The organism is Pseudomonas moraviensis subsp. stanleyae (assembly GCF_036283065.1).
In the GTDB taxonomy this organism is placed as follows: domain Bacteria; phylum Pseudomonadota; class Gammaproteobacteria; order Pseudomonadales; family Pseudomonadaceae; genus Aquipseudomonas; species Aquipseudomonas stanleyae.
In genome coordinates, this window is sequence record NZ_JAADJI010000005.1 from 363,613 (window position 1) to 389,100 (window position 25,488).

General features: G+C 59.6%; 20 protein-coding genes, 4 tRNA genes and 1 riboswitch. Of the genes, 6 read left to right on the top strand and 18 right to left on the bottom strand.

Annotated elements, in window-relative coordinates; all coding sequences use genetic code 11:
• Nucleotides 1–26 precede the first annotated feature (26 nt).
• The 3 genes from GXB78_RS11420 to GXB78_RS11430 all read right to left on the bottom strand — a co-directional run bounded on the left by GXB78_RS11420 (nucleotide 27) and on the right by GXB78_RS11430 (nucleotide 3,870).
• Nucleotides 27–1,268, bottom strand: a complete 1,242-nt coding sequence (locus GXB78_RS11420) for a glutamine synthetase family protein (protein ID WP_329515502.1) — start codon at nucleotides 1,266–1,268, stop codon at nucleotides 27–29.
• Between the two features lie 308 nt (nucleotides 1,269–1,576).
• The gene (locus GXB78_RS11425; RefSeq protein ID WP_329515459.1) at nucleotides 1,577–2,269 is read right to left on the bottom strand and encodes a sensor histidine kinase; all 693 of its coding nucleotides are present in this window, start codon (nucleotides 2,267–2,269) and stop codon (nucleotides 1,577–1,579) included.
• Nucleotides 2,266–3,870: a tetratricopeptide repeat-containing response regulator gene (locus GXB78_RS11430; protein WP_042607193.1), complete on the bottom strand. Its 1,605-nt coding sequence runs from the start codon at nucleotides 3,868–3,870 to the stop codon at nucleotides 2,266–2,268. The genes GXB78_RS11425 and GXB78_RS11430 overlap by 4 nt, the downstream gene beginning before the upstream one ends.
• 394 nt (nucleotides 3,871–4,264) lie before the next feature.
• Here GXB78_RS11430 and GXB78_RS11435 point away from each other — a divergent pair, with 394 nt between their 5' ends.
• Entirely contained in the window at nucleotides 4,265–8,401 is a 4,137-nt protein-coding gene (locus GXB78_RS11435; protein WP_329515460.1) for a CheR family methyltransferase, read from the top strand.
• A 75-nt stretch (nucleotides 8,402–8,476) separates the two neighbouring features.
• Here GXB78_RS11435 and GXB78_RS11440 read toward each other — a convergent pair.
• Nucleotides 8,477–8,553 (bottom strand) — tRNA-Arg (locus GXB78_RS11440).
• 298 nt (nucleotides 8,554–8,851) lie between these two features.
• On the opposite strand from GXB78_RS11440, the gene GXB78_RS11445 reads away from it, so the two are divergent.
• Together GXB78_RS11445 and GXB78_RS11450 are read left to right on the top strand one after the other, a co-directional pair.
• On the top strand, nucleotides 8,852–9,085 hold the full coding sequence (locus GXB78_RS11445) for a hypothetical protein (protein WP_329515461.1): 234 nt from the start codon (nucleotides 8,852–8,854) through the stop codon (nucleotides 9,083–9,085).
• 20 nt (nucleotides 9,086–9,105) lie between these two features.
• Nucleotides 9,106–9,285 carry a PA3371 family protein gene (locus tag GXB78_RS11450; protein WP_016773599.1) on the top strand — a complete coding sequence of 60 codons (180 nt, stop codon included), beginning with the start codon at nucleotides 9,106–9,108 and terminating at the stop codon, nucleotides 9,283–9,285.
• Here GXB78_RS11450 and phnN read toward each other — a convergent pair.
• A complete protein-coding gene (phnN, locus tag GXB78_RS11455; RefSeq protein WP_329515462.1) occupies nucleotides 9,260–9,829 on the bottom strand; it encodes a phosphonate metabolism protein/1,5-bisphosphokinase (PRPP-forming) PhnN in 570 nt (189 codons plus the stop codon). The two genes, GXB78_RS11450 and phnN, sit on opposite strands and share 26 nt — an antisense overlap.
• A 388-nt stretch (nucleotides 9,830–10,217) precedes the next feature.
• Between phnN and GXB78_RS11460 the strand changes: the two genes are divergently transcribed.
• A complete protein-coding gene (locus GXB78_RS11460; protein ID WP_003178899.1) occupies nucleotides 10,218–10,544 on the top strand; it encodes an Arc family DNA-binding protein in 327 nt (108 codons plus the stop codon).
• A 114-nt stretch (nucleotides 10,545–10,658) separates the two neighbouring features.
• On the opposite strand, the gene mgtE is transcribed toward GXB78_RS11460, so the two are convergent.
• Nucleotides 10,659–12,101, bottom strand: coding sequence for a magnesium transporter (gene mgtE, locus GXB78_RS11465; protein ID WP_016773597.1), 1,443 nt, complete (start codon nucleotides 12,099–12,101; stop codon nucleotides 10,659–10,661).
• A gap of 321 nt (nucleotides 12,102–12,422) precedes the next feature.
• Here mgtE and GXB78_RS11470 point away from each other — a divergent pair, with 321 nt between their 5' ends.
• Complete coding sequence (locus GXB78_RS11470) at nucleotides 12,423–12,935, top strand: cell envelope protein SmpA (RefSeq protein WP_329515463.1); 513 nt, start codon at nucleotides 12,423–12,425, stop codon at nucleotides 12,933–12,935.
• Between the two features lie 19 nt (nucleotides 12,936–12,954).
• Here the strand turns inward: GXB78_RS11470 and GXB78_RS11475 are convergent.
• The 7 genes from GXB78_RS11475 to ltaE form a co-directional block, all read right to left on the bottom strand.
• Nucleotides 12,955–13,031: transfer RNA gene (locus GXB78_RS11475), tRNA-Arg, on the bottom strand.
• A gap of 71 nt (nucleotides 13,032–13,102) precedes the next feature.
• Nucleotides 13,103–13,179: transfer RNA gene (locus tag GXB78_RS11480), tRNA-Arg, on the bottom strand.
• 107 nt (nucleotides 13,180–13,286) lie between these two features.
• A tRNA-Ser gene (locus tag GXB78_RS11485) sits at nucleotides 13,287–13,377 on the bottom strand.
• A gap of 62 nt (nucleotides 13,378–13,439) precedes the next feature.
• A complete protein-coding gene (gene csrA, locus GXB78_RS11490; RefSeq protein WP_002554426.1) occupies nucleotides 13,440–13,628 on the bottom strand; it encodes a carbon storage regulator CsrA in 189 nt (62 codons plus the stop codon).
• Between the two features lie 187 nt (nucleotides 13,629–13,815).
• Nucleotides 13,816–15,057: an aspartate kinase gene (locus GXB78_RS11495; RefSeq protein WP_253504549.1), complete on the bottom strand. Its 1,242-nt coding sequence runs from the start codon at nucleotides 15,055–15,057 to the stop codon at nucleotides 13,816–13,818.
• Nucleotides 15,058–15,147: 90 nt separating this feature from the next.
• Nucleotides 15,148–17,763 (bottom strand): alanine--tRNA ligase, encoded by a 2,616-nt coding sequence (alaS, locus tag GXB78_RS11500; RefSeq protein ID WP_329515464.1) that lies wholly within the window; start codon nucleotides 17,761–17,763, stop codon nucleotides 15,148–15,150.
• Between the two features lie 146 nt (nucleotides 17,764–17,909).
• Complete coding sequence (gene ltaE, locus GXB78_RS11505) at nucleotides 17,910–18,914, bottom strand: low-specificity L-threonine aldolase (RefSeq protein WP_329515465.1); 1,005 nt, start codon at nucleotides 18,912–18,914, stop codon at nucleotides 17,910–17,912.
• A 276-nt stretch (nucleotides 18,915–19,190) separates the two neighbouring features.
• A riboswitch (FMN riboswitch) is annotated at nucleotides 19,191–19,361 on the top strand.
• Between the two features lie 103 nt (nucleotides 19,362–19,464).
• On the opposite strand from ltaE, the gene GXB78_RS11510 reads away from it, so the two are divergent.
• Nucleotides 19,465–19,974 carry a 6,7-dimethyl-8-ribityllumazine synthase gene (locus GXB78_RS11510; protein WP_329515466.1) on the top strand — a complete coding sequence of 170 codons (510 nt, stop codon included), beginning with the start codon at nucleotides 19,465–19,467 and terminating at the stop codon, nucleotides 19,972–19,974.
• Nucleotides 19,975–20,090: 116 nt separating this feature from the next.
• Here the strand turns inward: GXB78_RS11510 and astE are convergent, their stop codons facing one another.
• The 5 genes from astE to astA all read right to left on the bottom strand — a co-directional run bounded on the left by astE (nucleotide 20,091) and on the right by astA (nucleotide 25,460).
• Nucleotides 20,091–21,098, bottom strand: a complete 1,008-nt coding sequence (gene astE, locus GXB78_RS11515; RefSeq protein ID WP_329515467.1) for a succinylglutamate desuccinylase — start codon at nucleotides 21,096–21,098, stop codon at nucleotides 20,091–20,093.
• A 12-nt stretch (nucleotides 21,099–21,110) separates the two neighbouring features.
• Nucleotides 21,111–21,401, bottom strand: a complete 291-nt coding sequence (locus GXB78_RS11520) for a hypothetical protein (protein WP_016773591.1) — start codon at nucleotides 21,399–21,401, stop codon at nucleotides 21,111–21,113.
• A gap of 57 nt (nucleotides 21,402–21,458) precedes the next feature.
• Nucleotides 21,459–22,805, bottom strand: coding sequence for an N-succinylarginine dihydrolase (gene astB / locus GXB78_RS11525; RefSeq protein WP_329515468.1), 1,347 nt, complete (start codon nucleotides 22,803–22,805; stop codon nucleotides 21,459–21,461).
• 163 nt (nucleotides 22,806–22,968) lie between these two features.
• Nucleotides 22,969–24,438, bottom strand: a complete 1,470-nt coding sequence (astD, locus tag GXB78_RS11530) for a succinylglutamate-semialdehyde dehydrogenase (RefSeq protein ID WP_329515503.1) — start codon at nucleotides 24,436–24,438, stop codon at nucleotides 22,969–22,971.
• The gene (astA, locus tag GXB78_RS11535; protein WP_024014014.1) at nucleotides 24,435–25,460 is read right to left on the bottom strand and encodes an arginine N-succinyltransferase; all 1,026 of its coding nucleotides are present in this window, start codon (nucleotides 25,458–25,460) and stop codon (nucleotides 24,435–24,437) included. Before astA ends, astD begins: the two co-directional genes overlap by 4 nt.
• Between the last annotated feature and the right edge of the window lie 28 nt (nucleotides 25,461–25,488).

Consider the following 25,488-nt stretch of genomic DNA (forward strand, 5'->3'; position numbering starts at 1 on the left):
ACTGATAGCCCGGTGGCGGCGATACGTCAGGCCTGGGCGGCCAGCACACGGCGCTCCCAGGGAGTGATTTCATCAAAGAAACTGGTCAACTCCATGGTCTTCGAAGCGATGTAGCCTTCGATGAACTCCGACCCGAACAGTTCCCTCGCCAACTGGCTACGTTTCAGACGTTCAAGCGCGGCGTGCAAGGTACACGGCAAGGCCAGATTATCCGGCACGGCGAATTCGCCCTGGATCGCTGCGCTCGGCTCCAGTTCCTGTTCGATGCCGTGCAAACCCGCGGCCAGACTGACGGCAATCGCCAGGTACGGATTGGCATCGGCGCCCGGCAGACGATTTTCGACCCGACGTGCGGCCGGCGAACTGGCGGGAATACGCAAGCCGGCGGCGCGATTGTCGTGGGACCAGCAGGCATTGTTCGGCGACGCGTACGGATGACACAGGCGCTGATAGGAATTCACATTGGGCGCGAACAGCGCAGTGAAGTCGGCCAGCCCGGCCTGTTGCCCGCCGATGAAGTGACGGAACATCGCCGTCGGCTCGCCGTTCGAGTCGGTGAAGACATTCTTGCCGCTGCCGATTTCGACGATGCTCTGGTGGATATGCATCGAACTGCCCGGCGTGTGCGCCAGCGGTTTGGCCATGCACACCACGCTCAGGCCATGCTTGAGCGCGACTTCCTTGAGCAGATGCTTGAACAGGAACGTCTGATCGGCCAGCAGCAGCGGATCACCGTGCAGCAGATTGATCTCGAACTGACTGACGCCCATTTCATGCATGAAAGTGTCACGCGGCAGGCCGAGGGCCGCCATGCATTTATACACTTCGCTGAAGAACGGCCGCAGACCGTTGTTGGAACTGACGCTGAACGCCGACTGGCCATCCTCGCGACGGCCATCGAGGCCTACCGGCGGACGGAACGGCTGAGTCGGATCGGTATTGGGTGCGAAGACAAAAAATTCCAGTTCGGTCGCCACCACCGGCGCCAGCCCGTGCGCGGCGTAACGGGCGATGACCGCTTTGAGCTGGCCACGGGTCGAGAGACTTGAGCTCCCCCCGCTCAGTTCGTCAGCGTCGCAAATCGCCACGGCGCGCGGCTCGTCGCTCCAGGGCAAACGGTGAATCTGCGCAGGATCGGCAACCAGCGCCAGATCGCCGTCATCGCTTCCATAGAACCGCGCCGGCGGATAGCCGCCCATGATGCATTGCAGCAGCACACCCCGCGCCAACTGCAAACGCCGCCCCTCGAGGAAACCCTCGGCGGTCATCACCTTGCCCCGTGGCACACCGTTCAGATCCGGGGTGACACATTCAATCTCATCAATGCCGGTCAATCGCTGCGCGAGTGAACCCTGGCCATCGGTTGTCATGACGCAATCCTTGTTGTTGTGCGAGCCGCGAACGGCGACCCGGACAAAATAGGCTGCGGCTGTTCGGAATATCAAGCAGCGCCCACAAAAATCCCGGATCTTGCGTAGGAGCTGACGAGTGCAACGAGGCTGCGATCTTTTGACTTTGATTTTTCAAGATCAAAAGATCGCAGCCTCGTTGCACTCGTCAGCTCCTACAGGTCATGTCAGGGCAAGTAGAGGCTGAACACCCCACCGCCCAGCGGCCCGCCATTGCTGATTTCGGTGCGCCCTTCGACACCATTGCGCTGATGCAGCGCGGCGATGCGATTGGCGAAATACAGACCGAGGCCGGTGCTGCCGCTGCTGTGATTGATGCCTTGGACATAATCGGCCTGACGCTCGAGCATCTCTGCTGGATAGCCGTCGCCGTCGTCGTTGATGCTCAATACCAGTTGCCCGGCTTCATCACTGGCAGTAATCAGCAGCGACTCGCGGGCGTAACGGATCGCATTGTTGATGCAGTTGCCGAGCACCGAAGCGATCAGCTCGCGATCGAAGAAACCCAGCGGGCTCAGCGGATCGACTTCGTACGTGGCGATGATCCCGCGACTGGCGAACACCTCCTGATGCGCGGCCAGTTGCGCCTCGATGAAATCGTCGAGTTCGTGATAGGCCGGTTGCAGCGGCAACTGATTCACGCCGAGCTTGTACAGCCCGAGCAACTGCACGAGCATGCCGTTGAGGTGGGCGAACTCGAAATCGATCACGCCCTGCTCCGAGCCGTCACGCAGCTCTTTCGGCAAACGCGCCAGCCATTGGCTGTGCGCTTGCATCAGCATGGCCAGGGAGTTCTTCATGTCGTGAACGGTGGAGGCAATCACCGTGGAAAAATCCAGCGCCGGATCAATTGGGTTCATTCGCCAAACGCCTTGCTTTTCAGCTTCTGATAACGCGCAAACCGCGCGTCGGTGTCGGGCATCAGGCCCACCAGTTTCAGGCAGGCCCGACATTCTTCCAGCTCCGCCGACGGCACACTGGTGTCGGTGCCGTGCAGCAGCGACTGGGCCAGGTTCAGCGCAATACTGATGTTTTTCGGTTGCAGCTTGAGCGCCTTGCGGAACACCTCGCGGGCCTCGACCAGATTGCCGGTCTTGTACACGCGCACGCCCTGGCGATTGAGATCGGCCGCAGCGTTACTCGAACTGAGAATCGTCGGATCGTCGGTGAGCTTGGCAATATCTTTCATCACCGCCGGGTCATCACCGTAAATCTCCGCGCAGCTCTTGAGCATCGAAGTGCCCGCCTCGGCCTGACCGAGCATCTGCAACTGCTTGGCCACCAGCAACGCCGCCTCGGGACTCATGAATTGCTCCATGCCGTCGAGGCGCATCAGCGCTTGTTCGGTGAGTTTGTCAGCGGTTTCGGCGTCGTTGAGCAACAGGCTGGTGGCCTTCATCAGCCGCGCACGAATCTGTAGGCCCGGGTCGCTTGGATTTTCTTTGGCCACGGCGCTGAGTGTCGTGTTGATCTCCAGCCGCGTGCGCGTGTCGAGGCCGCGATCGCTGCCCTTGCTGATCAGCGCATGAGCCAGGCCGAGATTGCTTTCCGGGTCCTTGAAACGCGACTGCGCACCCTGCGCCACGGCCTGACGATAAGCACGCGAGGCGGTTTCAAAATCTTCGTTGGCCATCGCCAGTTTGCCCAGCAGCGCCTGACGACGCACCGCCAGCGGCGACAGACGAATCGCTTCTTCCAGCACGCGCTGCGCGCCTTTGCTGTCGCCTTCGGCCACCAGCACATCGGCCATGCCGTCATACAGCGCCGGCATCATCGGGAAGACTTTCAGGGCTTTTTCATAGACTTCCTTGGCCTGCGTTACCTGCCCGCGCTTGAACAGCAACTTGCCCAATCCGGCGAAGGCCCAGGGCAGCGGGCGGTCGGCGATGATGCCGTCGTAGAGCCGCTCCAGCGCTTCGTTCTGGTTCATGTCACGCAGCGCATCGGCGCGATAACGCAGGCACAGCGGCGAATAGCGGATGTCTTGTTTGCACAGGGCAATACAGGCATTGAGCACTTCGACTGGCTTACCGCGATCAAGGGCCTGCAGAATCGGTTTAAGCAAAGTCTTGCGTTGTTCCAGACGCTCAAGGCGCTGGGCCAGTCCGGAACGGTTGAATGGCTTGGTCAGGTAGGCATCCGGCTCGTGCTCAAGTGCACTGAGCACCATCGCCTGACTGGTCTCGGCGGTGACCATGACGAAAACGGCTTCGTGGCTGATGAGCTTTTCCGACATCAGGTCTTCGAGCACCTGCTGGCCGTTCTTCTTGCCGTCGCCGAGGTGGAAGTCCTGAAGAATGAAATCGTAGGACTTCTGCGAGCACATCTTCAGCGCCTGCTCGCCAGTGTCGGCAGTATCGACATCCTTGACGCCGAGCTCACGCAACATCGAACGCACGGAACTGCGGAAATCGGAAAAATCATCGACGATCAGAAAGCTTTTTTGGTGATACGACGACATCGAAGATTTCCAGGCAATTGAAGAAAACGAACCGAGGCGATTTCAGGCGCGCAGATGATAGCTGGAGGCCATGCGTCATCAAGCGATTTCGCGCGAGTCTGAACTCACCGTTCGGGTTATCGGCCAAAAGTGCCGGGGCCTGAGGGTGGCATTTGAAGATTCTTGAGCGCCCAATGAAGCGTCTACCGCTCGAACGCAACGACAACTGACCGCCAATCACCACACCCGCACAATAATCGGCACGCTCGCTGTTTGCGGGATGTCAAAAGCACAGGCCGCGCATTTGTCTCTCAAAATAGAAGGCAGATGCGCAAATGAGGTTTATTCTGCTGCATTACCTGCGCCCCCGGACGTCTGCGATACGCTCGTACCGCCACAAGAAAAGGCCGAAGTCATGACCTCGAAAACCCCTGCCTCGCCCTCTGCGCCCGAGCGCAAGGACCTGATCCCGAGCCATCTGAATTTCCCGGTGGTGGGCATCGGCGCCTCAGCAGGCGGCCTGCAAGCGATCAAGCTGTTTTTCGAACATATGCCGAAGGACAGTGGCATGGCGTTCGTGATCATTCTGCACCTGTCGCCCGATTACCAGAGCATTGCCGACCAGATCATCCAGGAATCAACGCGCATGCCGGTCCTCCAAGTGACGCAGCCGGTGCCGATCGAAAAGAACTGCGTGTACGTGATTTCTCCGGCGCACTCGCTGACGATGAATGACGGCTACCTGCGCGTCAGCCCCGCTGGCTCACCGCAAGCGCGCCACACTGCCATCGACCTGTTCTTCCGCGATCTGGCCGATGTGCATCGCGAGCGGGCTTTTTGCCTGGTGCTTTCAGGCACCGGTTCCGATGGTGCGGTGGGCTTGTCGCGAATCAAGGAACAGGGTGGCGTGACGCTGGTACAAGTGCCGGAAGACGCCGAGTTCGACGGCATGCCGCGCGCCGCCATCGAGACGCGCATGGTCGATCTGATACTGCCAGTGGTCGAGATGCCGCAGAAACTGATGGAGCTGTGGCGCAACTCTCAGAACATCAAATTACCCAGCGCCAATGATCCCGACTTGAAAGCCTTGAAGCCTGCAAACGAACACGAAGCGTTGATCGCCGAACAACGCCTGCATGAGATCCTGTTGTACCTGCGCAGCAGCACCGGCCATGACTTCAAACATTACAAGCGCGCCACCGTGCTGCGCCGCATCGAGCGGCGCATGCAGGTCACCAGCCAGTCTGACCTCGGCGCCTATTACGACTACCTGCAAAACACCCCGGAAGAATCCAAGGCCCTGCTCGGCGACATGCTGATCGGCGTGACCAACTTCTTCCGTGACCGCGAAGCCTTCGAAGCCATTGAGCGCGATGTGCTGCCGCAACTGGTGCAATCGGTTGCCGACTCGTCGGAAAAAGAAGAACTGCGCGTCTGGTCTGCCGGCTGCTCGACCGGCGAAGAAGCCTACAGCCTGGCAATCCTGCTCGATGATCAGATGCAGGTACAAAGCAGCAAGGCCAACCTGCAAGTGTTCGCCACCGATATCGACGAACGCGCGATCACCACTGGCCGCGCCGGCACCTATCCGCAAGCCATCGTCACCGACGTACCGCCAACACGCCTTCGGCATTATTTCGTCAAAGACGATGACCACTACCGGATCCGCAAGGAAATCCGCGAGAAAGTGCTGTTCGCCAAGCACAGCCTGTTGTCCGATCCGCCGTTCTCGCAGATCGACCTGATCGTTTGCCGCAATCTGCTGATTTACCTGGATCGCGAGGTGCAGCGGGAAATCCTGCAGATGTTCCACTTTGCCCTGCGACCGGGTGGTTTCCTGTTTCTCGGCACCTCGGAAAGCGCCGATGCCTGCCATGAACTGTTCGCGCCAGTGGACAAGCGCAACCGCATCTTCCGCGCCAAGACTGGTACGGCGAACAGCCGCCGCACCCCGACCATGCCGCGTGGCGGTTATATGCGCACCAGCGTTTCCCGACCGCCATCGAAAGCCATCGAGCCCGTCAAGCTGTCGTTTGCCGATATCCACCGCCGCGCCATAGAACGCTTCGCCCCGCCGAGCATTATCGTCGACACCAACGCCGATATCCTTCACATGAGCGAAGCCGCCGGGCGCTTCCTGCGGCATGTCGGCGGCGAGCTGTCACGCAACTTGCTGACGCTGATCCTGCCGGAGCTGCGCCTGGAAATCCGCACGACGCTGTTCCAGGTGCAGCAAAGCAATCTCACCGTGCGCTCGCGTGAAGTGCTGCTCACGCGCCAGGAGCATCAGTTCCGCATCACGTTGATTGCCCAGCCGTACAAAGACGAGGATTTCGACAGCGAATGCGTGCTGGTGGTCTTCGAGGAAACCGAGATTGATCCACACGTGCAGGCAGTGACCACAGTCCTGCAGACTGAGAGCCAGGTGCTGTCCAACCTTGAGCGTGAACTGCAACGCACCAAGCTGCACCTGCAGGACACCATCGAACAGTCGGAAGTCTCCAGCGAAGAGCTCAAGGCCTCCAATGAAGAGATGCAGGCGATCAACGAAGAGCTGCGCTCGGCCACCGAGGAGCTGGAAACCAGCAAGGAGGAATTGCAGTCGATCAATGAAGAATTATTGACGGTCAATTTCGAGCTGAAGACCAAAGTCGAAGAAACTGACAAGATCAACGATTATCTGACCAATCTGATCGCTTCCACTGACATTGCTACGGTGTTCGTCGACCGCAGTATGCGCATCAAATGGTTCACGCCGCGCGCCACCGACATTTTCAGCATGCTGCCAGTGGACACCGGCCGTTCGCTGCTCGATATCACTCATCGGCTGAATTATCCGACGCTGGCCGAAGACGCCGCACAGGTGTTCGAGTCGCTGAACATGATCGAGCGCGAAGTCAGCAGCACCGACCATCGCTGGTACATCGCCCGCCTGTTGCCATATCGCTCCAGCGAAGACCACATCGACGGTACGGTGCTGACCTTCATCGACATCAGCAAGCGCCGCGAAGCGGAAGAAGAGCTGCGCCTGGGCGAAGAGCGCATGCGCCTGGTCGCCGAAAGCACCCGCGATTACGCAATCATCATTCTCGACGAACTGGGCCTGATCACCAGCTGGAACAAAGGCGCCGAACTGATCTTCGGACACAGCAAAAGCGAGGCTGAGGGTCAGTACTACGATTTCATCTTCACCGCCGAGGACCGCGCCGCCGGCATGGCCGAAAGCGAGCTGTCCACCGCTCGCCAACACGGCCGCTCGGAGGATGAGCGCTGGCATGTGCGCAAGGATGGCAGCCGTTTCTTCTGCAGCGGCGAGGTCACCCTGCTCAGCGGCGATCGCTTGCAGGGCTACGTGAAAATCGCCCGCGACCTGACCGGGCACAAGCGCCAGCAGGACGAGCAGACCCAGGAACTGGCGCAGACACGCAACACGGTGTCCCTGCGTGACGAGTTCTTCGCGGTCATGTCCCACGAACTCAAGCATCCGCTGAACCTGATTCAGCTCAACGCCGAACTGCTGCGCCGCTTGCCAATGATCCGCACCGCCGGACCGGCGACCAAGGCGGTCAACACCATTTGCGATGCGGTGAACAGTCAGGCGCGGATCATCGACGACCTGCTTGATGTAGCACGGGTGCGCACCGGCAAGCTCAAACTGCAATTGGCGCGGGTCGATCTGAGCGCGGTTCTGCGTGACATCCACACGGTGGTGCTCAATGAGCAGCACGCCACGCGCATCGACCTGCAGTTGCCTGACGAACCGCTGATCATCCATGCCGATCCGACCCGGGTCGAGCAGATCATCTGGAATCTGGTCAACAACGCGCTGAAATTCACGCCACCGAGCGGGCGCATCGAGCTGATCGCCAGCAAGAGCGGGAAAATGGCGCAGCTTGACGTCAAGGACAACGGCGTCGGCATCGCTGCGGAAAACCTCGAACACGTCTTCGATCTGTTCGGCCAAGCGGAAAAACAGCACACCAACCATCAACGTGAAGGCTTGGGCATCGGCCTGTCACTGGTGCGGCAACTGACCGAAGCCCAGCACGGCACGGTCAAGGTTGCTTCGCCGGGGCTCGGCGCTGGTTGTACCTTTACCGTTCGCCTGCCGCTGTCGACTGATGTCGAAGAAACCGCTGCAACAGCCGAGGTCGAACCGTCTTCCGGCAAGCTCGCCGGCTTGAGCATCCTGCTGGTCGACGACTCGCCGGAAGTGCTGGAGACCTTGAAGCTGCTGCTGGAAATGGAAGATGCCGACGTGACGGCCTTCGATCATCCCGTGGCAGCGCTGAAAGCCGCTGAGACGACGCGCTTCGATCTGATCATCTCCGACCTCGGCATGCCGGTCATGAGCGGCTATGAACTGATGGCCGCACTGCGCAAGCTGCCGCTGCTGAAGAACGTTCCCGCTATCGCCCTGACCGGCTATGGCACTCAGAGTGACATGCAGAAGTCCCGTGAAGCCGGATTCGATCAGCATCTGGGCAAACCGGTGGCGTACGACGACCTGATTGAAACCATCGAGGCGTTGCGTCGTTCGGAATTGCTGTAAAGCTCGCCAGCGCTCCAACGCAAAAAGCCCCGCCGCACGAGTAAGTGCGACGGGGCTTTTTGTTTTTTGAAGAGGTGGTGTCCCAGGCGGGGTTCGAACCTGCAACCTTCCCCTTAGGAGGGGGATGCTCTATCCAATTGAGCTACTGAGACACTGATTGACGCGGGCTGTACGCGGTGCGACAGACGGCGTGCATGTTAACGGCCAGGCCCTGTTTTGTCATGTCGTCCGTAGGGCTTTTTAAGTGTAGGCAAGCGCCCTGCAAGATTGCGGGAACTTTTACCGGGCAAATTGCACTGCGCGAAAATGCAGTCATTGCAGATTGCAATCAGCGTCGCTCGAAAAACCTTACCAAACCCTTGTTTTTAAAGGACTTATCAGCCGTTACACTGTTGGCACGGCGACTGCTATGCCTGTTCTATCAAAAAGAACAATTTGGAGCGTCGTGCCATGAACAGCACCCTCTTGCTTGCAAACGCAGCGGCTCTGGCTTTCTTGCTCGGATCGCATTTTTTTCCCAAGGCTGACGTCGGGCAGCCAGTGGCGCAGCGCATGCCGCATTACCTGCAAGTGCAGAAAGCGCCGCAGTGGGCAGTGTTGAGTGATCGCAGCGACGCTTCTACGCAAATGGTCAGCGAGCCGGAGCAAGCCTCGGCGCCAACCACCGAACGTCTGGTTTTTTGAAATATCTTCAGGAGTACAACATGTCCAAATCGGCGACGGGATTTCTGATCCTCGCTTTACTGAGTGGCGTTACCCATCTGGCGCTGTTCGAGGAGACGGAAGTCACCTTGCCTCTGGTTGGCTGTGGCGTGTTTGCGGTGCTGTTTGTGCTGGCGCTGATTGCAGGGCGCAAAATCAAGTTTGATCCGGTTCTGCGTTGAGCCGAATCAATTCCAGTAGCGCGGAAACAGCGGCAGCAAGGTCGCCGGAATTGTCGATCTGCTGAACGGGGCTGTCGCTGGATCTTCGGTCTTTGAACAAGGCATTGCGAGCCAGCCTCGCATCGATTTGCTCGGGGGTCTCCCGACCACGGCTGAGCAAGCGCTTGCGCAGGACCTCATCGTTGACTGTCAGTAGAACCGGAACCAGCGTTGGATACCTTTCCATTGCTTGACGCAGGTTCGCTCTCGACCCGTTAACCAGTACGTGCCGGCCCGCTTGCAACCATTCATCCAATTCCCTTGGAATGCCGTAGGAGAGGCCGTTGGCTTGCCAGGCCAGGGAAAAAGCGCCGGCGTGCTGTCGCCGCTCGAACTCTTCAGGCGTCACGCCAATTGCATCTTCGCCGACGGACTCCGCTGATCGGGTGATCACCCGGCGCATCACCTCACAGTTCAACGCACGCAACGACTCACGCGATGCTTCAATCAGGCTGTCCTTGCCCGAACCGGACGGCCCCATCAGGTAAAAAAGCTTGCCATCCATCCTGAAAACGCCCTCCGATGGGTTCCGCCTCTAGTAAATCGGCAAATTGCCACTATCCTGTACCCATAGGGATCTGGGACAGCGAGCCGCATAGCATGCACGTTCTGATGTCTATGGACATCAACAAATGTGCTTGCGGAAGCGGGCAGCGATACGGATGGATGGAAAGTTTTCCAACCAGTCCGCATTTCTGACAACTGGTGCTGGCATTACGCCTTTACCCGGCTCAATATTTGTCACAGAATTGACGCCAATGATCTGGCAATTTTGAGGCATGATGCCGGCCTCTTAACAATTCAGGTTGAACCAATTGGTCCGGATGCTTGTCCTACCACACATCCTGCGGCCAATCCCGAGAACCGCTCCCCTGAACTAACCGGTTAAATATATGCGCCCATTGAAACAGGCAATTTATTCCAGCCGTACGGCTGACAAGTTTGTCGTACGTCTGCCAGACGGAATGCGTGAACGCATTGCCGAGGTGGCTCGCAATCATCATCGCAGCATGAACTCCGAGATCATTGCGCGCCTTGAGCAGAGTCTTATTCAGGAAGGCGCACTGGGCGAAGAGCTGAGCATGCGCCTGGACAGCCCGGAGCTGTCGCTGCACGAGCGCGAGCTGTTGCAACGCTTCCGTCAGCTGTCGCATCGTCAGCAAAACGCCTTGGTGTCGCTGATCGCCCACGACGCTGAGATGGCCGCAGACGCGTCCTGAGTTATACCGAACATATTAAAGCCAGCATGATTGCTGGCTTTTTTTTGCCTCGATTTTGAGATTTCGCAGGCGTAAAAAAGCCCGTCAATTTGACGGGCTTTGTATTGCAGCTGTTCAGAGCAGGAAGATTGTCGCCAGCCCGAGGAAGATGAAGAAGCCACCGCTGTCGGTCATTGCGGTGATCATCACGCTGGCGCCCATCGCCGGATCGCGGCCCATCTTCGCCAGCGTCATCGGAATCAACACACCCATCAACGCGGCCAGCAACAGGTTGAGCGTCATTGCTGCGGTCATCACCACACCAAGCGACCAACTGCCGTAGAGCATGTACGCGACCACACCGATCACCCCGCCCCAGACCAGACCGTTGATCAGACCAACCGCCAGTTCCTTGCGCATCAATCGCGATGTATTGCCGGTGCTGACCTGATCCAGCGCCATGGCGCGCACGATCATGGTGATGGTCTGGTTGCCGGAGTTGCCGCCGATACCGGCGACGATCGGCATCAACGCCGCCAGTGCCACGAGCTTCTCGATCGAGCCTTCGAACAGACCGATCACCCGCGATGCCACGAACGCGGTGATCAGGTTCACCGCCAGCCAGGCCCAGCGGTTGCGCAGGGATTTCCACACCGACGCGAAAATGTCTTCCTCTTCGCGCAGACCGGCCATGTTGAGGACTTCGCTTTCGCTTTCCTCACGGATCAGGTCGACCATTTCATCGATGGTCAGACGGCCGATCAGTTTGCCGTTCTTGTCGACTACCGGCGCGGAGATCAAATCGTAACGCTCGAATGCCTGAGCAGCGTCGTAGGCATCTTCGTCCGGATGGAAACTCACCGGATCGCTGGCCATCACTTCGGCGACCTGCTTCTCCGGATCATTGACCAGCAGACGCTTGATCGGCAGCACGCCTTTGAGCACGCCGTCGTAATCGACCACAAACAGTTTGTCGGTATGGCCGGGAAGCTCTTTCAGGCGGCGCAGGTAACGCAGAACCACTTCGAGGCTGACGTCCTCACGGATCGTCACCATCTCGAAGTCCATCAACGCACCGACCTGATCCTCGTCATAGGACAGGGCCGAGCGCACGCGTTCGCGCTGCTGGTTATCCAGACTTTCCATCAGCTCATGGACAACGTCTCGCGGCAGCTCGGAGGCCAGGTCAGCGAGTTCGTCGGCGTCCATGTCCTTGGCCGCAGCCAGGAGCTCGTGATCGTCCATGTCGGCGATCAGCGTCTCTCGGACGGAATCGGATACTTCGAGAAGAATGTCGCCGTCGCGATCGGCCTTGACCAGTTGCCAGAGCGTCAGACGATCGTCCAGCGGCAAGGCTTCGAGAATATAGGCAACGTCGGCGGAGTGCAGATCATCGAGCTTGCGTTGCAGCTCGACAAGGTTTTGCCGGTGAACCAGGTTCTCCACGCGGTCGTGGTGCGGACCTTCCTGGCGATGAGTCAGGTCTTCAACGACACGTTGGCGCTGCAACAACTCGACAACCTGAGCCAGGCGGTCCTGCAGGCTTTCCTGAGTTTTCTTTACTTCGATTTCGGACATAGGCGAACTCCACTCCCAGCAGCGGGGCACGCCGGAAGGATCAATCAGTCAATTCATGATTGGTGAAACGGTTTACTGAACAACTACTGGGTAAGTCCATGGAGGTTTTCCATAAGCCCCGGCGGGGCTGACGGGCGCAATGATACACGCCTGACGGTTTAAAACGTTGAAAAAATCACGGCTGAAACAAGCGCTTGCGAAACAAACCTGAGCGCCTTCCTGATCCGTGCAAATGCGACGACTCATCTTGAAAAGAAAACACACCGTCGATGCAAAAAGCAGCGACTACCCTTGAGCGTAGATCGTCATGGAGGACATCGAATGCCAGCAAAACCAGCGCTTTTTCTACTGCCCGCCCTGCTCCACATCACAGCTTCCAACGCCACCACGTTGCATCGTTGCCAGGCCGCTGACGGCGGCGTCACCTTCACATCGATGAGCTGCGCAGCCGGCGAGCAACTCTCAGTTCAGGAGGTTCATCCCTATGCTCCCGGCTGGGTGGCAATCATGCCGGAGTTCAATCACGAAGCCGTGACAGGCATGAAAGACAGGGGGCGCGAACCGGGCATCGTCGGCGGCGCCGAACACCAATGTGGAAACCGGATCGATAACAGGCAGCGGCGCGAAGCGATCATCAATCGGCGAGTGATTGCCGGCATGAGCCAGCGTGATGTCGAAAGCGCGCTGGGCAAGCCGGACAAGATCAACACGCGAACGTCGACCACAAGCTATCGTTACGACCTCAAGCGAGGCCGCAGTGCTCAAATTGATTTTGATGAAAGAGGGTGTGTGAAGGGAAAAGCCAAATCCCGGACAGCAAAAAGCCCGCGTTAAACGCGGGCTTTTTGGTATATGGTGCACTCGACAGGATTCGAACCTGTGACCGCTCGGTTCGTAGCCGAGTACTCTATCCAGCTGAGCTACGAGTGCATTTGTGTTTTTAAACCAGACCACAACTGGCTGAAACCGAGTTACTCACCTTACAGCAAATAACTCTTAAATGGTGCACTCGACAGGATTCGAACCTGTGACCGCTCGGTTCGTAGCCGAGTACTCTATCCAGCTGAGCTACGAGTGCATTTGTTGCCGCGCATTATAGGCCGTCTAATCTCTATGTCAAACACTTTTTCTAGTAATTTCAACAACTTACAGAAGAAGCCAGATTACGACGTACTAAGCAAATAATGGCGGAGAACGGGGGATTCGAACCCCCGACACCCTTTTGAGGTGTACTCCCTTAGCAGGGGAGCGCCTTCGGCCACTCGGCCAGCTCTCCGCAACACGGGGCGTATATTAACCAGCTTCTTCCCCGTTTGCAAACATAAAAATCGATAAAAATTAATGGCTTGGTTCTTCGTCCTTCTCTTTCTTTATACGCAGGTAAATTTCTTCACGGTGCACCGCAACCTCTTTCGGAGCGTTGACGCCGATACGCACCTGGTTTCCTTTGACGCCGAGCACGGTCACGGTGATTTCGCCGTCACCGATAATCAGGCTTTCCGCGCACCGACGAGTCAGAATCAGCATACCTTTCTCCTTACGCCATTCATTTCAGGGACAACAGTCTGCAAAAAAAAGGCACCCGACCTACAACCGCAGCGATCGTAGCCCTACATGCCTGAGTATTGACCAGCGCGAGCAAAAGAACAGTTCCGGGGCTCACGCCATTCAAAAATAAAGGGCGCGGTCAGACCGCGCCCTTCACAGAAGCGGATTACTCGCCCTGACGGGCCGGAGCATCCAGTTCGAAAGCCGTGTGCAGCGCGCGCACGGCCAGTTCCAGGTACTTCTCTTCGATCACCACGGAAACCTTGATTTCCGAAGTCGAGATCATCTGGATGTTGATGCTTTCCTTGGCCAGGGATTCGAACATGCGGCTGGCCACGCCTGCGTGGGAACGCATGCCGACGCCGACGATCGAGACCTTGGCGATCCTGGTGTCGCCAACGACCTCACGGGCACCGATCTCGCGAGCGGTGTTTTCCAGCACGGTCTGTGCGGCCTGGTAGTCGTTGCGGTGCACGGTGAAGGTGAAGTCGGTGGTGTTATCGTGCGCGACGTTCTGCACAATCATGTCGACTTCGATGTTCGCGGCACTGATCGGGCCGAGAATCTTGAACGCCACACCCGGGGTGTCTGGCACGCCACGGATGGTCAGCTTGGCTTCATCGCGGTTGAAAGCGATGCCGGAAATGATCGGCTGTTCCATGGTTTCCTCTTCATCAATAGTAATGAGGGTGCCCGGACCCTCCTTGAAGCTGTGCAGTACGCGCAGCGGTACGTTGTACTTGCCGGCGAATTCCACCGCACGGATCTGCAGCACCTTGGAACCGAGGCTGGCCATTTCCAGCATCTCTTCAAAGGTGATCTTGTCCAGACGCTGAGCGACCGGCACCACACGCGGGTCGGTGGTGTAGACACCGTCGACGTCGGTGTAGATCTGGCATTCATCCGCCTTCAAGGCTGCAGCCAGTGCCACGCCAGTGGTATCGGAACCGCCACGCCCGAGGGTGGTGATGTTGCCATGCTCGTCGACGCCCTGGAAACCGGCGACAACCACCACGCGACCGGCCTTCAGATCACCGCGAATCTTCTGGTCATCAATCTGCAAGATACGCGCTTTATTGTGCGCACTGTCGGTCAGGATCCGCACCTGATTACCGGTGTACGACACCGCCGGCACACCGCGCTTGATCAGCGCCATGGCCAACAGGGCAATCGTCACCTGCTCACCGGTGGAAACGATCACGTCCAGCTCGCGCGGAACCGGTTGCGCCTCGCCACTGATTTGCTTGGCCAGATCGATCAGACGGTTGGTTTCGCCGCTCATTGCAGACAGCACAACCACCAGGTCATCGCCGGCATCGCGGAATTTCTTAACCTTGTCGGCGACCTGCTCGATTCTCTCGACAGTGCCGACCGAGGTGCCTCCAAATTTCTGTACGATCAAAGCCATTTCAAAGCCGCCTCTGCCCATGAAGGGCGCCCAATAATCTTTCGAACAGTCGCCAGGCCCGCCACTGGACTGCGGGCCCGGCGAGCCGTCTTATAAAGCCTGCTCGACGAATGGAACGGTCAGCGCCAGTGCGCCATCCAGCGCAGCGGCATCGACACCACCGCCCTGCGCCATGTCCGGACGACCACCGCCCTTCCCGCCCACTGCCGCAGCAGCCTGTTTCATCAAATCACCGGCTTTGAGTTGGCCAGTCAGGTCCTTGGTTACGCCAGCAACCAGTACGACCTTTTCCTCATGGACACCGCCGAGCAGGATCACTGCGCGGCCGAGTTTGTTTTTCAGTTGATCGACCAGCGCCAGCAGCGCCTTGCCATCCTGACCGTCCAGACGGGCGGCCAACACCTTCACATCCTTGACGTCCACCGCCGAGGCCGACAGATCGTCGCCCGCTGCGCTGGCTGCCTTGGCCTGCAACTGCTCGAGTTGTTTCTCCAGCAGACGGTTGCGCTCCAGTACCGCCGAGAGCTTGTCGATCAGGTTGTCGCGGCTGCCCTTGACCAGGCTGGCCGCTTCCTTGAGTTGTTCTTCCGCCGCGTTCAAGTAGGCCAGCGCTGCAGCACCGGTGACTGCCTCGATACGACGCACGCCCGATGCCACACCGCCTTCGCTGATGATTTTCAGCAGGCCGATGTCGCCGGTACGGTTGGCGTGGATACCGCCACACAGTTCGACGGAGAAGTCGCCCATGCTCAGCACACGCACGCTGTCGCCGTACTTCTCGCCGAACAGCGCCATGGCGCCTTTGTTCTTCGCGGTTTCGATATCGGTTTCTTCGGTTTCAACGGCGGAGTTCTTGCGAATCTCGGCGTTGACGATGTCTTCCAACTGCTTGATCTGTTCTGGCTTGATCGCTTCAAAGTGGCTGAAGTCGAAACGCAGACGCTGACTGTCGACCAACGAACCTTTCTGCTGCACGTGCTCGCCCAGCACCTGACGCAACGCGGCGTGGAGCAAGTGGGTGGCCGAGTGGTTCAGCGCGGTGGCGTGACGCACTTCGGCGTCAACGTGGGTTTCCACCGGCGCGCCAATGGTCAGGCTGCCCGAGGCCAGAACACCGTGGTGCAGAAATGCGCCGCCGGTCTTGGTGGTGTCGCGCACGTCGAAGCGGCTGTTGCCGGCCTGAATGAAACCGCAGTCGCCGATCTGGCCACCGGACTCGGCGTAGAACGGCGTCTGATTCAGGACGATCACGCCTTCCTGTCCTTCGCTCAGCACGTCGACCGATTGACCATCCTTATAGATGGCAACGATTTTCGCCGAGCCGCTGGTGGCGGCGTAACCGGTGAATTCGGTGGCTACATCAACCTTGACCAGGGTGTTGTAGTCCAGACCGAACGAGCTGGCCGAACGCGCGCGCACACGCTGCGCTTCCATCTCGCGCTCGAAGCCGACCTCGTCGACGGTCAGGCCGCGTTCGCGGGCGATGTCGGCGGTCAGGTCCATCGGGAAACCGTAGGTGTCGTAGAGTTTGAACACCACGTCGCCCGGCACCACGGTGCCTTTGAGCTCGGCCAGATCCTGCTCGAGGATTTTCAGGCCGTGCTCCAGGGTCTTGGAGAACTGCTCTTCTTCTGCCTTGAGCACGCGCTCGATGTTGCTTTGCTGCTTTTTCAGTTCCGGGAAGGCTTCGCCCATTTCGGCAACCAGCGCCGCGACGATCTTGTAGAAGAAGCTCCCGGTGGCGCCGAGCTTGTTGCCGTGACGGCAGGCGCGACGGATGATCCGGCGCAGCACGTAACCGCGACCTTCGTTGGACGGCAGCACGCCGTCGGCGATCAGGAAGCCGCAGGAACGGATGTGGTCGGAGACAACTTTGAGCGAAGACTGATCGCCGTTTTCGCAGCCGATCGCTTCCGCCGAAGCCTTCAGCAGGTTCTTGAACAGGTCGATGTCGTAGTTGGAATTGACGTGCTGCATCACCGCACTGATCCGCTCCAGGCCCATGCCGGTGTCCACCGACGGCGCTGGCAACGGATGCAACACGCCATCGGCGGTGCGGTTGAACTGCATGAACACGTTGTTCCAGATCTCGATGTAACGGTCGCCATCTTCTTCCGGCGAACCCGGCGGGCCGCCCCAGATGTGCTCGCCGTGATCGTAGAAAATCTCGGTGCACGGGCCGCACGGGCCGGTATCGCCCATGGTCCAGAAGTTGTCGGAAGCGTACGGCGCGCCCTTGTTGTCGCCAATGCGGATCATGCGCTCGGCCGGCACACCGATTTTCTGTGTCCAGATGTCATACGCCTCGTCGTCGGTGGCGTAGACGGTGACCCAGAGCTTTTCCTTCGGCAGCTTCAGCACGCCGGTGAGGAAGGTCCAGGCGAAAGTAATCGCGTCGTGCTTGAAGTAGTCGCCGAAGCTGAAGTTGCCGAGCATTTCGAAGAACGTGTGGTGACGCGCGGTATAACCGACGTTTTCCAGGTCACTGTTCTTGCCGCCGGCGCGCACGCATTTCTGGCTGCTGGTGGCACGGGTGTACGCACGTTTTTCCTGGCCCAGGAAGCAGTCCTTGAACTGGTTCATCCCCGCGTTGGTGAACAGCAGGGTTGGGTCGTTGCCCGGAATCAAAGAGCTGGAGGCTACACGGGTGTGGCCTTGCTCTTCGAAGAAGCGAAGGAAGGCTTCACGGATTTCTGCGCTTTTCATTAGGTTCTTCCACGGAGGCTGCGGCCAAAGGCCTGTTCGAAACGTCATGAGACGAAGCGACGGCAAAGGGCCGCATTATATCGGCCCTGCGCGCGGGGTACAGCGTGTTTATACGATAGAAACGGTCAATTGGACGGCTAACGCTGTCACTTGCGCGAAAACTCGACGAATGTCGCGATCACTTGCTCGATTTGCGCGCGACTCACGTCCATGTGCGTGACCATGCGCAAGCGCGCGGCGGCGCTGAGCCTGATACCGCGTTCGCCGGCGAAGGCCTTGAGCGCTTCGGCCTTGTCGCCCATTTGCACATAAACCATGTTGGTTTGCACGGGTTCGACGACGAAACCGGCCTCACGCAGACCATCGGCGAGCACCTGTGCGTTGGCGTGATCGTCGGCCAGCCGTTCGACGTGATGATCCAGCGCGTACAAACCAGCCGCCGCGAGCAACCCGGCCTGACGCATGCCGCCGCCGACCATTTTGCGCAAGCGCCGCGCTTTGCCGATCAACTGCGCGGAGCCGCACAGCACCGAGCCGACCGGCGCGCCGAGGCCCTTGGACAGGCACACCGACACCGAATCGAAATGCTGGGTGATCTCTTCGGCATCGACGCCGAGCCTGACCGCCGCGTTGTACAGCCGCGCGCCGTCCAAGTGCAATTGCAGGTCATGCTCCTGAGTAAAGCGTCGGGCACGGGCCAGATACTCCAGCGGCAGCACCTTGCCCTGCATGGTGTTTTCAAGCGCCAGCAGGCGGGTGCGGGCGAAATGGAAATCGTCAGGCTTGATCGCCGCCGCGACCTGATCCAGATCCAGCGAACCATCGGCCTGCACCTCCAGTGGCTGCGGCTGGATCGAGCCAAGTACCGCCGCCCCGCCACCTTCGTACTTATAGGTGTGCGCCTGCTGACCGACGATGTACTCGTCGCCACGTTCGCAATGGGCCATCAAGCCGAGCAGATTACTCATGGTGCCGGTGGGCACGAACAACGCAGCGGCGAAGCCCAGGCGTTTGGCCAGTTCGGCTTCGAGGCGATTGACCGTTGGATCTTCGCCGTACACATCGTCTCCGGTGTCCGCTGCGGTCATCGCATCGAGCATGGCGGGAGTCGGTTGGGTGACGGTGTCGCTGCGAAGATCGATAACACTCATGAACCTGGCCTCTGGTCAGCAGGGGAAATCCCTTTATGAAGTGGGATTACTGCGGTCATCGCGCAGATTAATCAAGCCTTGAACGAGCAAAAATCACCGCTCTCAGGAAAAACCATAATCCATGTGGGAGCGAGCCTGCTCGCGAAAGCGCAGTAACAGTCAGCATATTCGTTGAATGTGAAGCCGCTTTCGCGAGCGGGCTCGCTCCCACAGTGTCATGTGCATGGCTGGGAAATATGTGTTACAAACTGCCCGCCGCCCGCCTATGGGCGGCGAAAACGTTCTCAGGGCGGGGTGCAATTCCCCACCGGCGGTAATTGCGCGCATTGCGCATAGCCCGCGAGCGCTTGGCGCTGCACACGACTTGATCGGGTGCGTCGGCAAGGTCAGCAGACCCGGTGTGATTCCGGGGCCGACGGTCATAGTCCGGATGAAGAGAGAACGGGATCGACGCCAAAGGGCCGTCCGCGAGCATTCGTGCCTGCGCTCGCACCCTTGCATCCCTTTCGATTCATAACGCCCTGTTTTTCACACAAACAGGAGTCAGAACATGCAACCCACCGCAATCGACAGCAAAAGCAAACACCCACAGGGCGAGCGCGTCGCGTTCATCCAGGCCTGCTGGCACAAGGAAATCGTCGACCAGAGCCGTAAAGGCTTCATCGCCGAAATGCTGGTGCAGGGTTATCAGGAATCGGACATCGATTTCTTCGAAGTCGGCGGCGCTTTCGAAATGCCGCTGCACGCCAAGCTGCTGGCCAAGTCCGGCCGTTACGCCGGCATCGTTGCCGCCGCCCTGGTGGTGGACGGTGGCATCTACCGCCACGAGTTCGTTGCGCAATCGGTGGTCAGCGGCCTGATGCAGGTGCAGCTGGAAACCGAAGTGCCGGTGTTCTCGGTGTCGCTGACCCCGCATCACTTCCATTCGGGCGAAGAACATCAGAAGTTCTTCTTCGAACACTTTGTGCACAAAGGCCAGGAAGCAGCGCGGACTTGCGCCGATACGTTGCAGAAGATTCGTGCATTGCGCCGCACGGAGCAGCGCGCGCTAGCTGTCTAAGGCACGGCAAAACCTGTAGGAGCTGACGAGTGAAACGAGGCTGCGATCTTTTGATCTTCAAGAGCAAGATCAAAAGATCGCAGCCTTCGGCAGCTCCTACATGGGATGTAGTGACCTCAGGCGAGGTTTTCGTCGCTGGTCGGGACGATCAGGATGCCGGCGCGCAGGCCGTTCTTGACCTTGGGATTGGGAAAGATGATCCGCGCGCCCTGCTCTTCGATCACCCAACGGGTATTGGCCAGGTCTTCGGCCAGCACATAACCCGGCTCCAGCTCGGAAAAATTCTCGATGTCTTGCGGCAGATTCAGGCGGAACGCATCGCTGTGCTTGATGATTTCCCGCGCGACGCTGAACAGCTGCAAGCCGTCCAGCCCTGCTTCTGTCTCAGGCTCAGTGCCTTCGATGATCTGCTTCAGGCGGGTTTCCAGCAGTGACACGTTGACGCCGTCGTTCTGCCCGAACGGCCGCGCCTTGCCCAGTTCCAGGGTGAAAGCCTCGGCGTCGAGCTTGTCGTAGGTGTAAGAGCTGAACACGATCGACGGCTTGTTCTGCAACAGCACCGCCTCCATGCCGGCCGCGCGCAGCCGCGCCAGTTCACGCCGGGAATGCTGGCGCCCTTCCTTCCACGGGTACAAGGCGAACTGTTCGATCTTCGAACCGCGAATCGCCGTGTGCAGGTCGTAGTGCAGACGCTGACGCTCGGGCTTGCTGAAGAAACTCGCCGCCAGCCGCTCCAGCTCACAGGCGCGCAGTGCTTCGCTGCCGCTGCTTTGTTCGTGGCGGCCGTTGAACAGCCGATTGACGTCCTGCTCGACGAAACGCTCACCCTTGCGGATCGCTTCCGGGTTGCCGAACAGGAACAGAATGCGTGCGCGCGGCTTCAAGTCGCCGCGTGCGATGTCGTGCAGCAACCGATCGAGCAACTCGATCGGCGCGGTTTCATTGCCGTGGATGCCTGCCGACAGCAGCAGGTCCAGGCCATTGTCGCGCGCTTCCGGGGGCCGGACTTCCAGCGCCCCTTCGCTCAACCAGCGCATGCGCACGCCTTCGACAGTCAGTTGAGTCTTCTCCGCCGGTTCGCGGCCGGCGAGGGTCAGTTCAAGCAGTTTGCCGAGGGCGAGCATAGAGCGGTTTCCTTAGTGGTCGTGGTTGCAATCCGGGCCGTGTACGTGGTCCTCGTCAGCGCCAAGGTCAGCCGGTTCCATTTCCAGTTGCAGACTTACCAGATTAGTCGCCAATGGGCGCAGCAGCAGGTTGGCGTACTCTTCGTCACCTTCCTCGACGTCGACGCCGATCAGCAGCTGGCCACGGCCATCCTGCTGGATCCACAGCTCTTTGCCTTGCCACATGACCGCGACGCGGGTGCACGAGGTTTGCAGTTGCGTGCCGTCGGTGTCTTCAAGGATCAGCTGCAGGGAATCGCTCATGTTTTTACTCTCTTGGGGTGACACGCCGCGCGCCGCGTTCAGGCAGCGCGTCGGCGATCAATTGATCTGGAAAGGATAAACCGCGCCCAGTTTAAGGATTTGCGTAAGTTCATCCAGTGCCGTCCGGCATTCGAGCAGCAACTGCGGGTCCGCCAGATCGGTTTCGCTCAGGCGGTCGCGGTAGTGCTTTTCAACCCATGCGGTCAACGAACCGTACAACGGGGCCGTCATGATAACCCCTGGATTGACCGCCGCCAGTTCGGATTCATTCAGCGCCACGCGCAGACGCAGGCACGCCGGGCCACCGCCGTTCTGCATGCTTTGCTTGAGATCGAAGACTTTTACTTCGCGGATCATTCCACCCGAGCTGGTCAGGCTCTGCAGATAAGCCCAGACGCGTTCGTTGGCCTGGCATTCCTGCGGCACAATCAGCAGCATCGAGCCGTCGGGACGCGACAGCAGCTGGCTGTTGAACAGGTAGGAACGCACGGCATCGTCGACGCTGACTGCCGAACGCGGCACGCAAACGGACTGGAAGTTGCCGCCGACCTTGGCCAGTTTGCCTTGCAGTTCGGCGAGCATCTTGTCGGTCTCGAGAAACGCGTCCTCGTGATAGAACAGCACTTCACCGTTGCCCACAGCGATCACGTCGTTGTGGAACACGCCCTGATCGATGACGTTGGGATTCTGCTGCGCATAAACCACGCCTTCGTCACGCAGACCGTGCAGACGCGCCACGGCTTGCGAGGCTTCGAGGGTCTGCCGCGCCGGGTATTTCTGCGGCGCCGGGAAACGGTTGTCGAACGCGCTGCGACCGAACACGAAAAACTCGACACCCGCTTCGCCGTATTCACGGCAGAAACGCGTGTGGTTGGCCGCGCCTTCGTCGCCAAACTGCGCCACTGCCGGCAATGCGGCGTGATGGGCGAAGTGCTGTTGATTGGCGAACATCGCGCCGAGCACGCGGCTGGTGGTCGGGTGCTCGATGCTGCGGTGATATTTGCAATTGAGGTTGGCGGCGGTGAAATGCACGCGGCCGTCAGCGGTATCGGCGCTCGGGCTGACCGTGGCGGCATTGGCCACCCACATGCTCGACGCCGAGCAACTGGCGACCAGCAGGGGCATCGCCTCTTTTGCAGCGCGCTCGATCACCTGCGCGTCAGTGCCGCTGAAGCCCAGACGGCGCAGCGCGGCCACGTCAGGACGTTCCTGCGGAGCCAGCACGCCTTGCTGGAAACCCATGTCCATCAGCGCTTTCATTTTCGCCAGACCTTGCAGCGCCGCTTCCTTCGGATTCGAGGATTGCTGACTGTTGCTCTGCGAGGCGACGTTGCCGTAGGACAGACCACCGTAGTTATGGGTCGGCCCCACTAGACCGTCAAAATTGACTTCATAGGATTTCATCAGCGAGGCTCCACGAGAATCTGTTGTTATAGGCTTCAGTAACTATTCTTTTAGACCGAGGCGCGGCCTTCGCGAGCAGGCTCGCTCCCACAGGATTTATGTTGAACACAAAATGTGTGAACACTACTGAACCTGTGGAAGCGAGCCTGCTCGCGATTGGCCGTTACGCCATTTTCACGCCAGGCGTCAGGGCCGCTGGCAACACCAGGCTCGGGGTTTCCAGCGATGCCACCGGGTACGCGCAGTAGTCCGCTGCGTAATAGGCGCTGGCGCGATGGTTGCCCGAGGCGCCGACGCCGCCGAACGGCGCGCTGCTCGCGGCGCCGGTCAGCTGTTTGTTCCAGTTGACGATGCCGGCGCGGCTTTCCAGCCAGAACTGCTGGTAGCGCGCTTCGGAATCCGAGAGCAAACCGGCGGCCAACCCATAAGCGGTGTTGTTGGCTTCAGTGATCGCCGCGGCGAAGTCGCTGTAGCGGATCACTTGCAGCAACGGCCCGAACAGTTCTTCGTCCGGGCGCTCAGCGACTGCCGTCACATCAACGATGCCCGGGGTCAGCAAGGCCGATTGCGCTTGCGGCTGAGTCATTTCCAGCAGCGCCACCGCGCCGTTGGCCAGCAGTTGCTCCTGCGCATCCATCAGCGCTTTCGCCGCGCCGAGGGAAATCACCGAGCCCATGAACGGCGCCGGCTGCTGATCGAACGCACCGACTTCAATAGTCGAACTGACTTCAACCAGACGCTTGAGCAGGCTGTCGCCCCACGCGCCTTGCGGCACCAGCAGACGCCGGGCGCAGGTGCAGCGCTGGCCGGCGGAAATGAATGCCGACTGAATGATCGTGTACACCGCCGCGTCCAGATCGGCGACCTGATCGACCACCAGCGGGTTGTTGCCGCCCATCTCCAAGGCAAGGATCTTGTCCGGACGCCCGGCAAATTGCTGATGCAGGTGATTGCCGGTGCGGCTGGAACCGGTGAAGAACAGTCCGTCGATGCCCGGGTTCGCCGCCAGAGCGATGCCAGTTTCCCGCGCGCCTTGCAGCAGGTTCAACACACCCGCTGGCAGCCCGGCTTCGATCCAGCACTTGACCGTCAGCTCGGCGACTTTCGGCGTTAGTTCACTAGGCTTGAACAGCACCGTGTTACCGGCCAGCAGCGCCGGGACGATATGACCATTGGGCAGGTGACCGGGGAAGTTGTAAGGGCCGAACACCGCGACCACGCCGTGCGGCTTGTGGCGCAACACGGCGGTGGCGTCGCCCAGTGGGCCACTCTTCTCGCCGGTACGCTCGCGGTAGCTCTGCACCGAAATCGCGATCTTGTTGACCATGCTGGTCACTTCAGTCGCGGACTCCCACAGCGGCTTGCCGGTTTCTTCGCCGATGGTGCGAGCCAGTTCGTCAGCGTGATTTTTCAACGACGCGGCGAAAGCCTCGAGCACACTGATGCGTTCTTCGAGGGTGCGACGTGCCCATTCAGGAAACGCCTGACGGGCAGCCTGCACCGCCGACTCGACCTGCGCGGCCGTCGCGCCCTCACCCGCCCACAGCACTTGCTGGGTCACCGGGTTCAGCGATTGAAAGGCTTCGCCCTGACCGGCCAGCCACTCACCTGCGATGTATAGCGAATTCATTATTTCGACTCCCGTGCAGCGGACAACGCCACGGCGCGAACCTGATCGCCGGCGCTGAGTTGAAGACGTTTTGCGGTCTGCGGATCGACCACCAGGGTGCCCGCTGCCAGACGCGCTGGGGCAGCCGTGATGCGGCAATCCTCGCGCTTGCGGTTGTGGATGATGAACGGCGTGGCGTCATCGCCCGGCGTGCCGACGGCCAGCACCAGCGCTTCACTGTCACGCACCGCGCGGATCTTGCTGGTTTCGCATTCGATGGCCGGGCCGGCGTCGAAGATGTCGACGTAACCCTGATAGCTGAAACCTTCGCTCTTGAGCATGGCCAGCGCCGGTTCGGTGTCCGGGTGCACCTGGCCGATGACGTTACGCGCATCCGGCGAAAGGAAGCAGGTGTACAGCGGGAATTTCGGCATCAGTTCGGCGATGAATGCCTTGTTGCCGACGCCGGTCAGGTAGTCGGCCTGGCTGAATTCCATCTTGAAGAAGTGCCGGCCGAGGCTTTCCCAGAACGGCGAGCGCCCGGCGTCATCGGACACGCCACGCATTTCGGCGATGATCTTGTTGCCGAACAGCTCCGGGAACTCGGCGATGAACAGCATGCGCGCCTTGGACAGCATGCGGCCGTTGAGACCGTTGCGATAATCGGCGTGCAGGAACAGCGAGCACAGCTCGGAATTACCGGTCAGGTCGTTGGCCAGAAACAGCGTCGGAATCTCACGGTAGATGTTCAGCTCTTGCGAAGCGCTGACGGTCAGACCGACGCGGAAGTTGTACCAGGGCTCACGCAGGCCAACGGCGCCGGCGATGGCGGAGATGCCCACCACGCGGCCGTCATCGTCTTCGAGCACGAACAGATAGTCGGCATCGCCACGCCCGGCTTCGCCGCGAAAGGTCTTCTCGGCCCAGCCGACCCGGTGGGTCAGGCGCTCTTCGTTGGCCGGCAAAGTGGTCAGGCCGGTGCCGGTGCTGCGGGCCAGATCGATCAGCGCGGATAAATCGCTGCTGCGTACGGGACGAACAATCATGCTATCTCCTCAAACGGGCCGCTCGCGC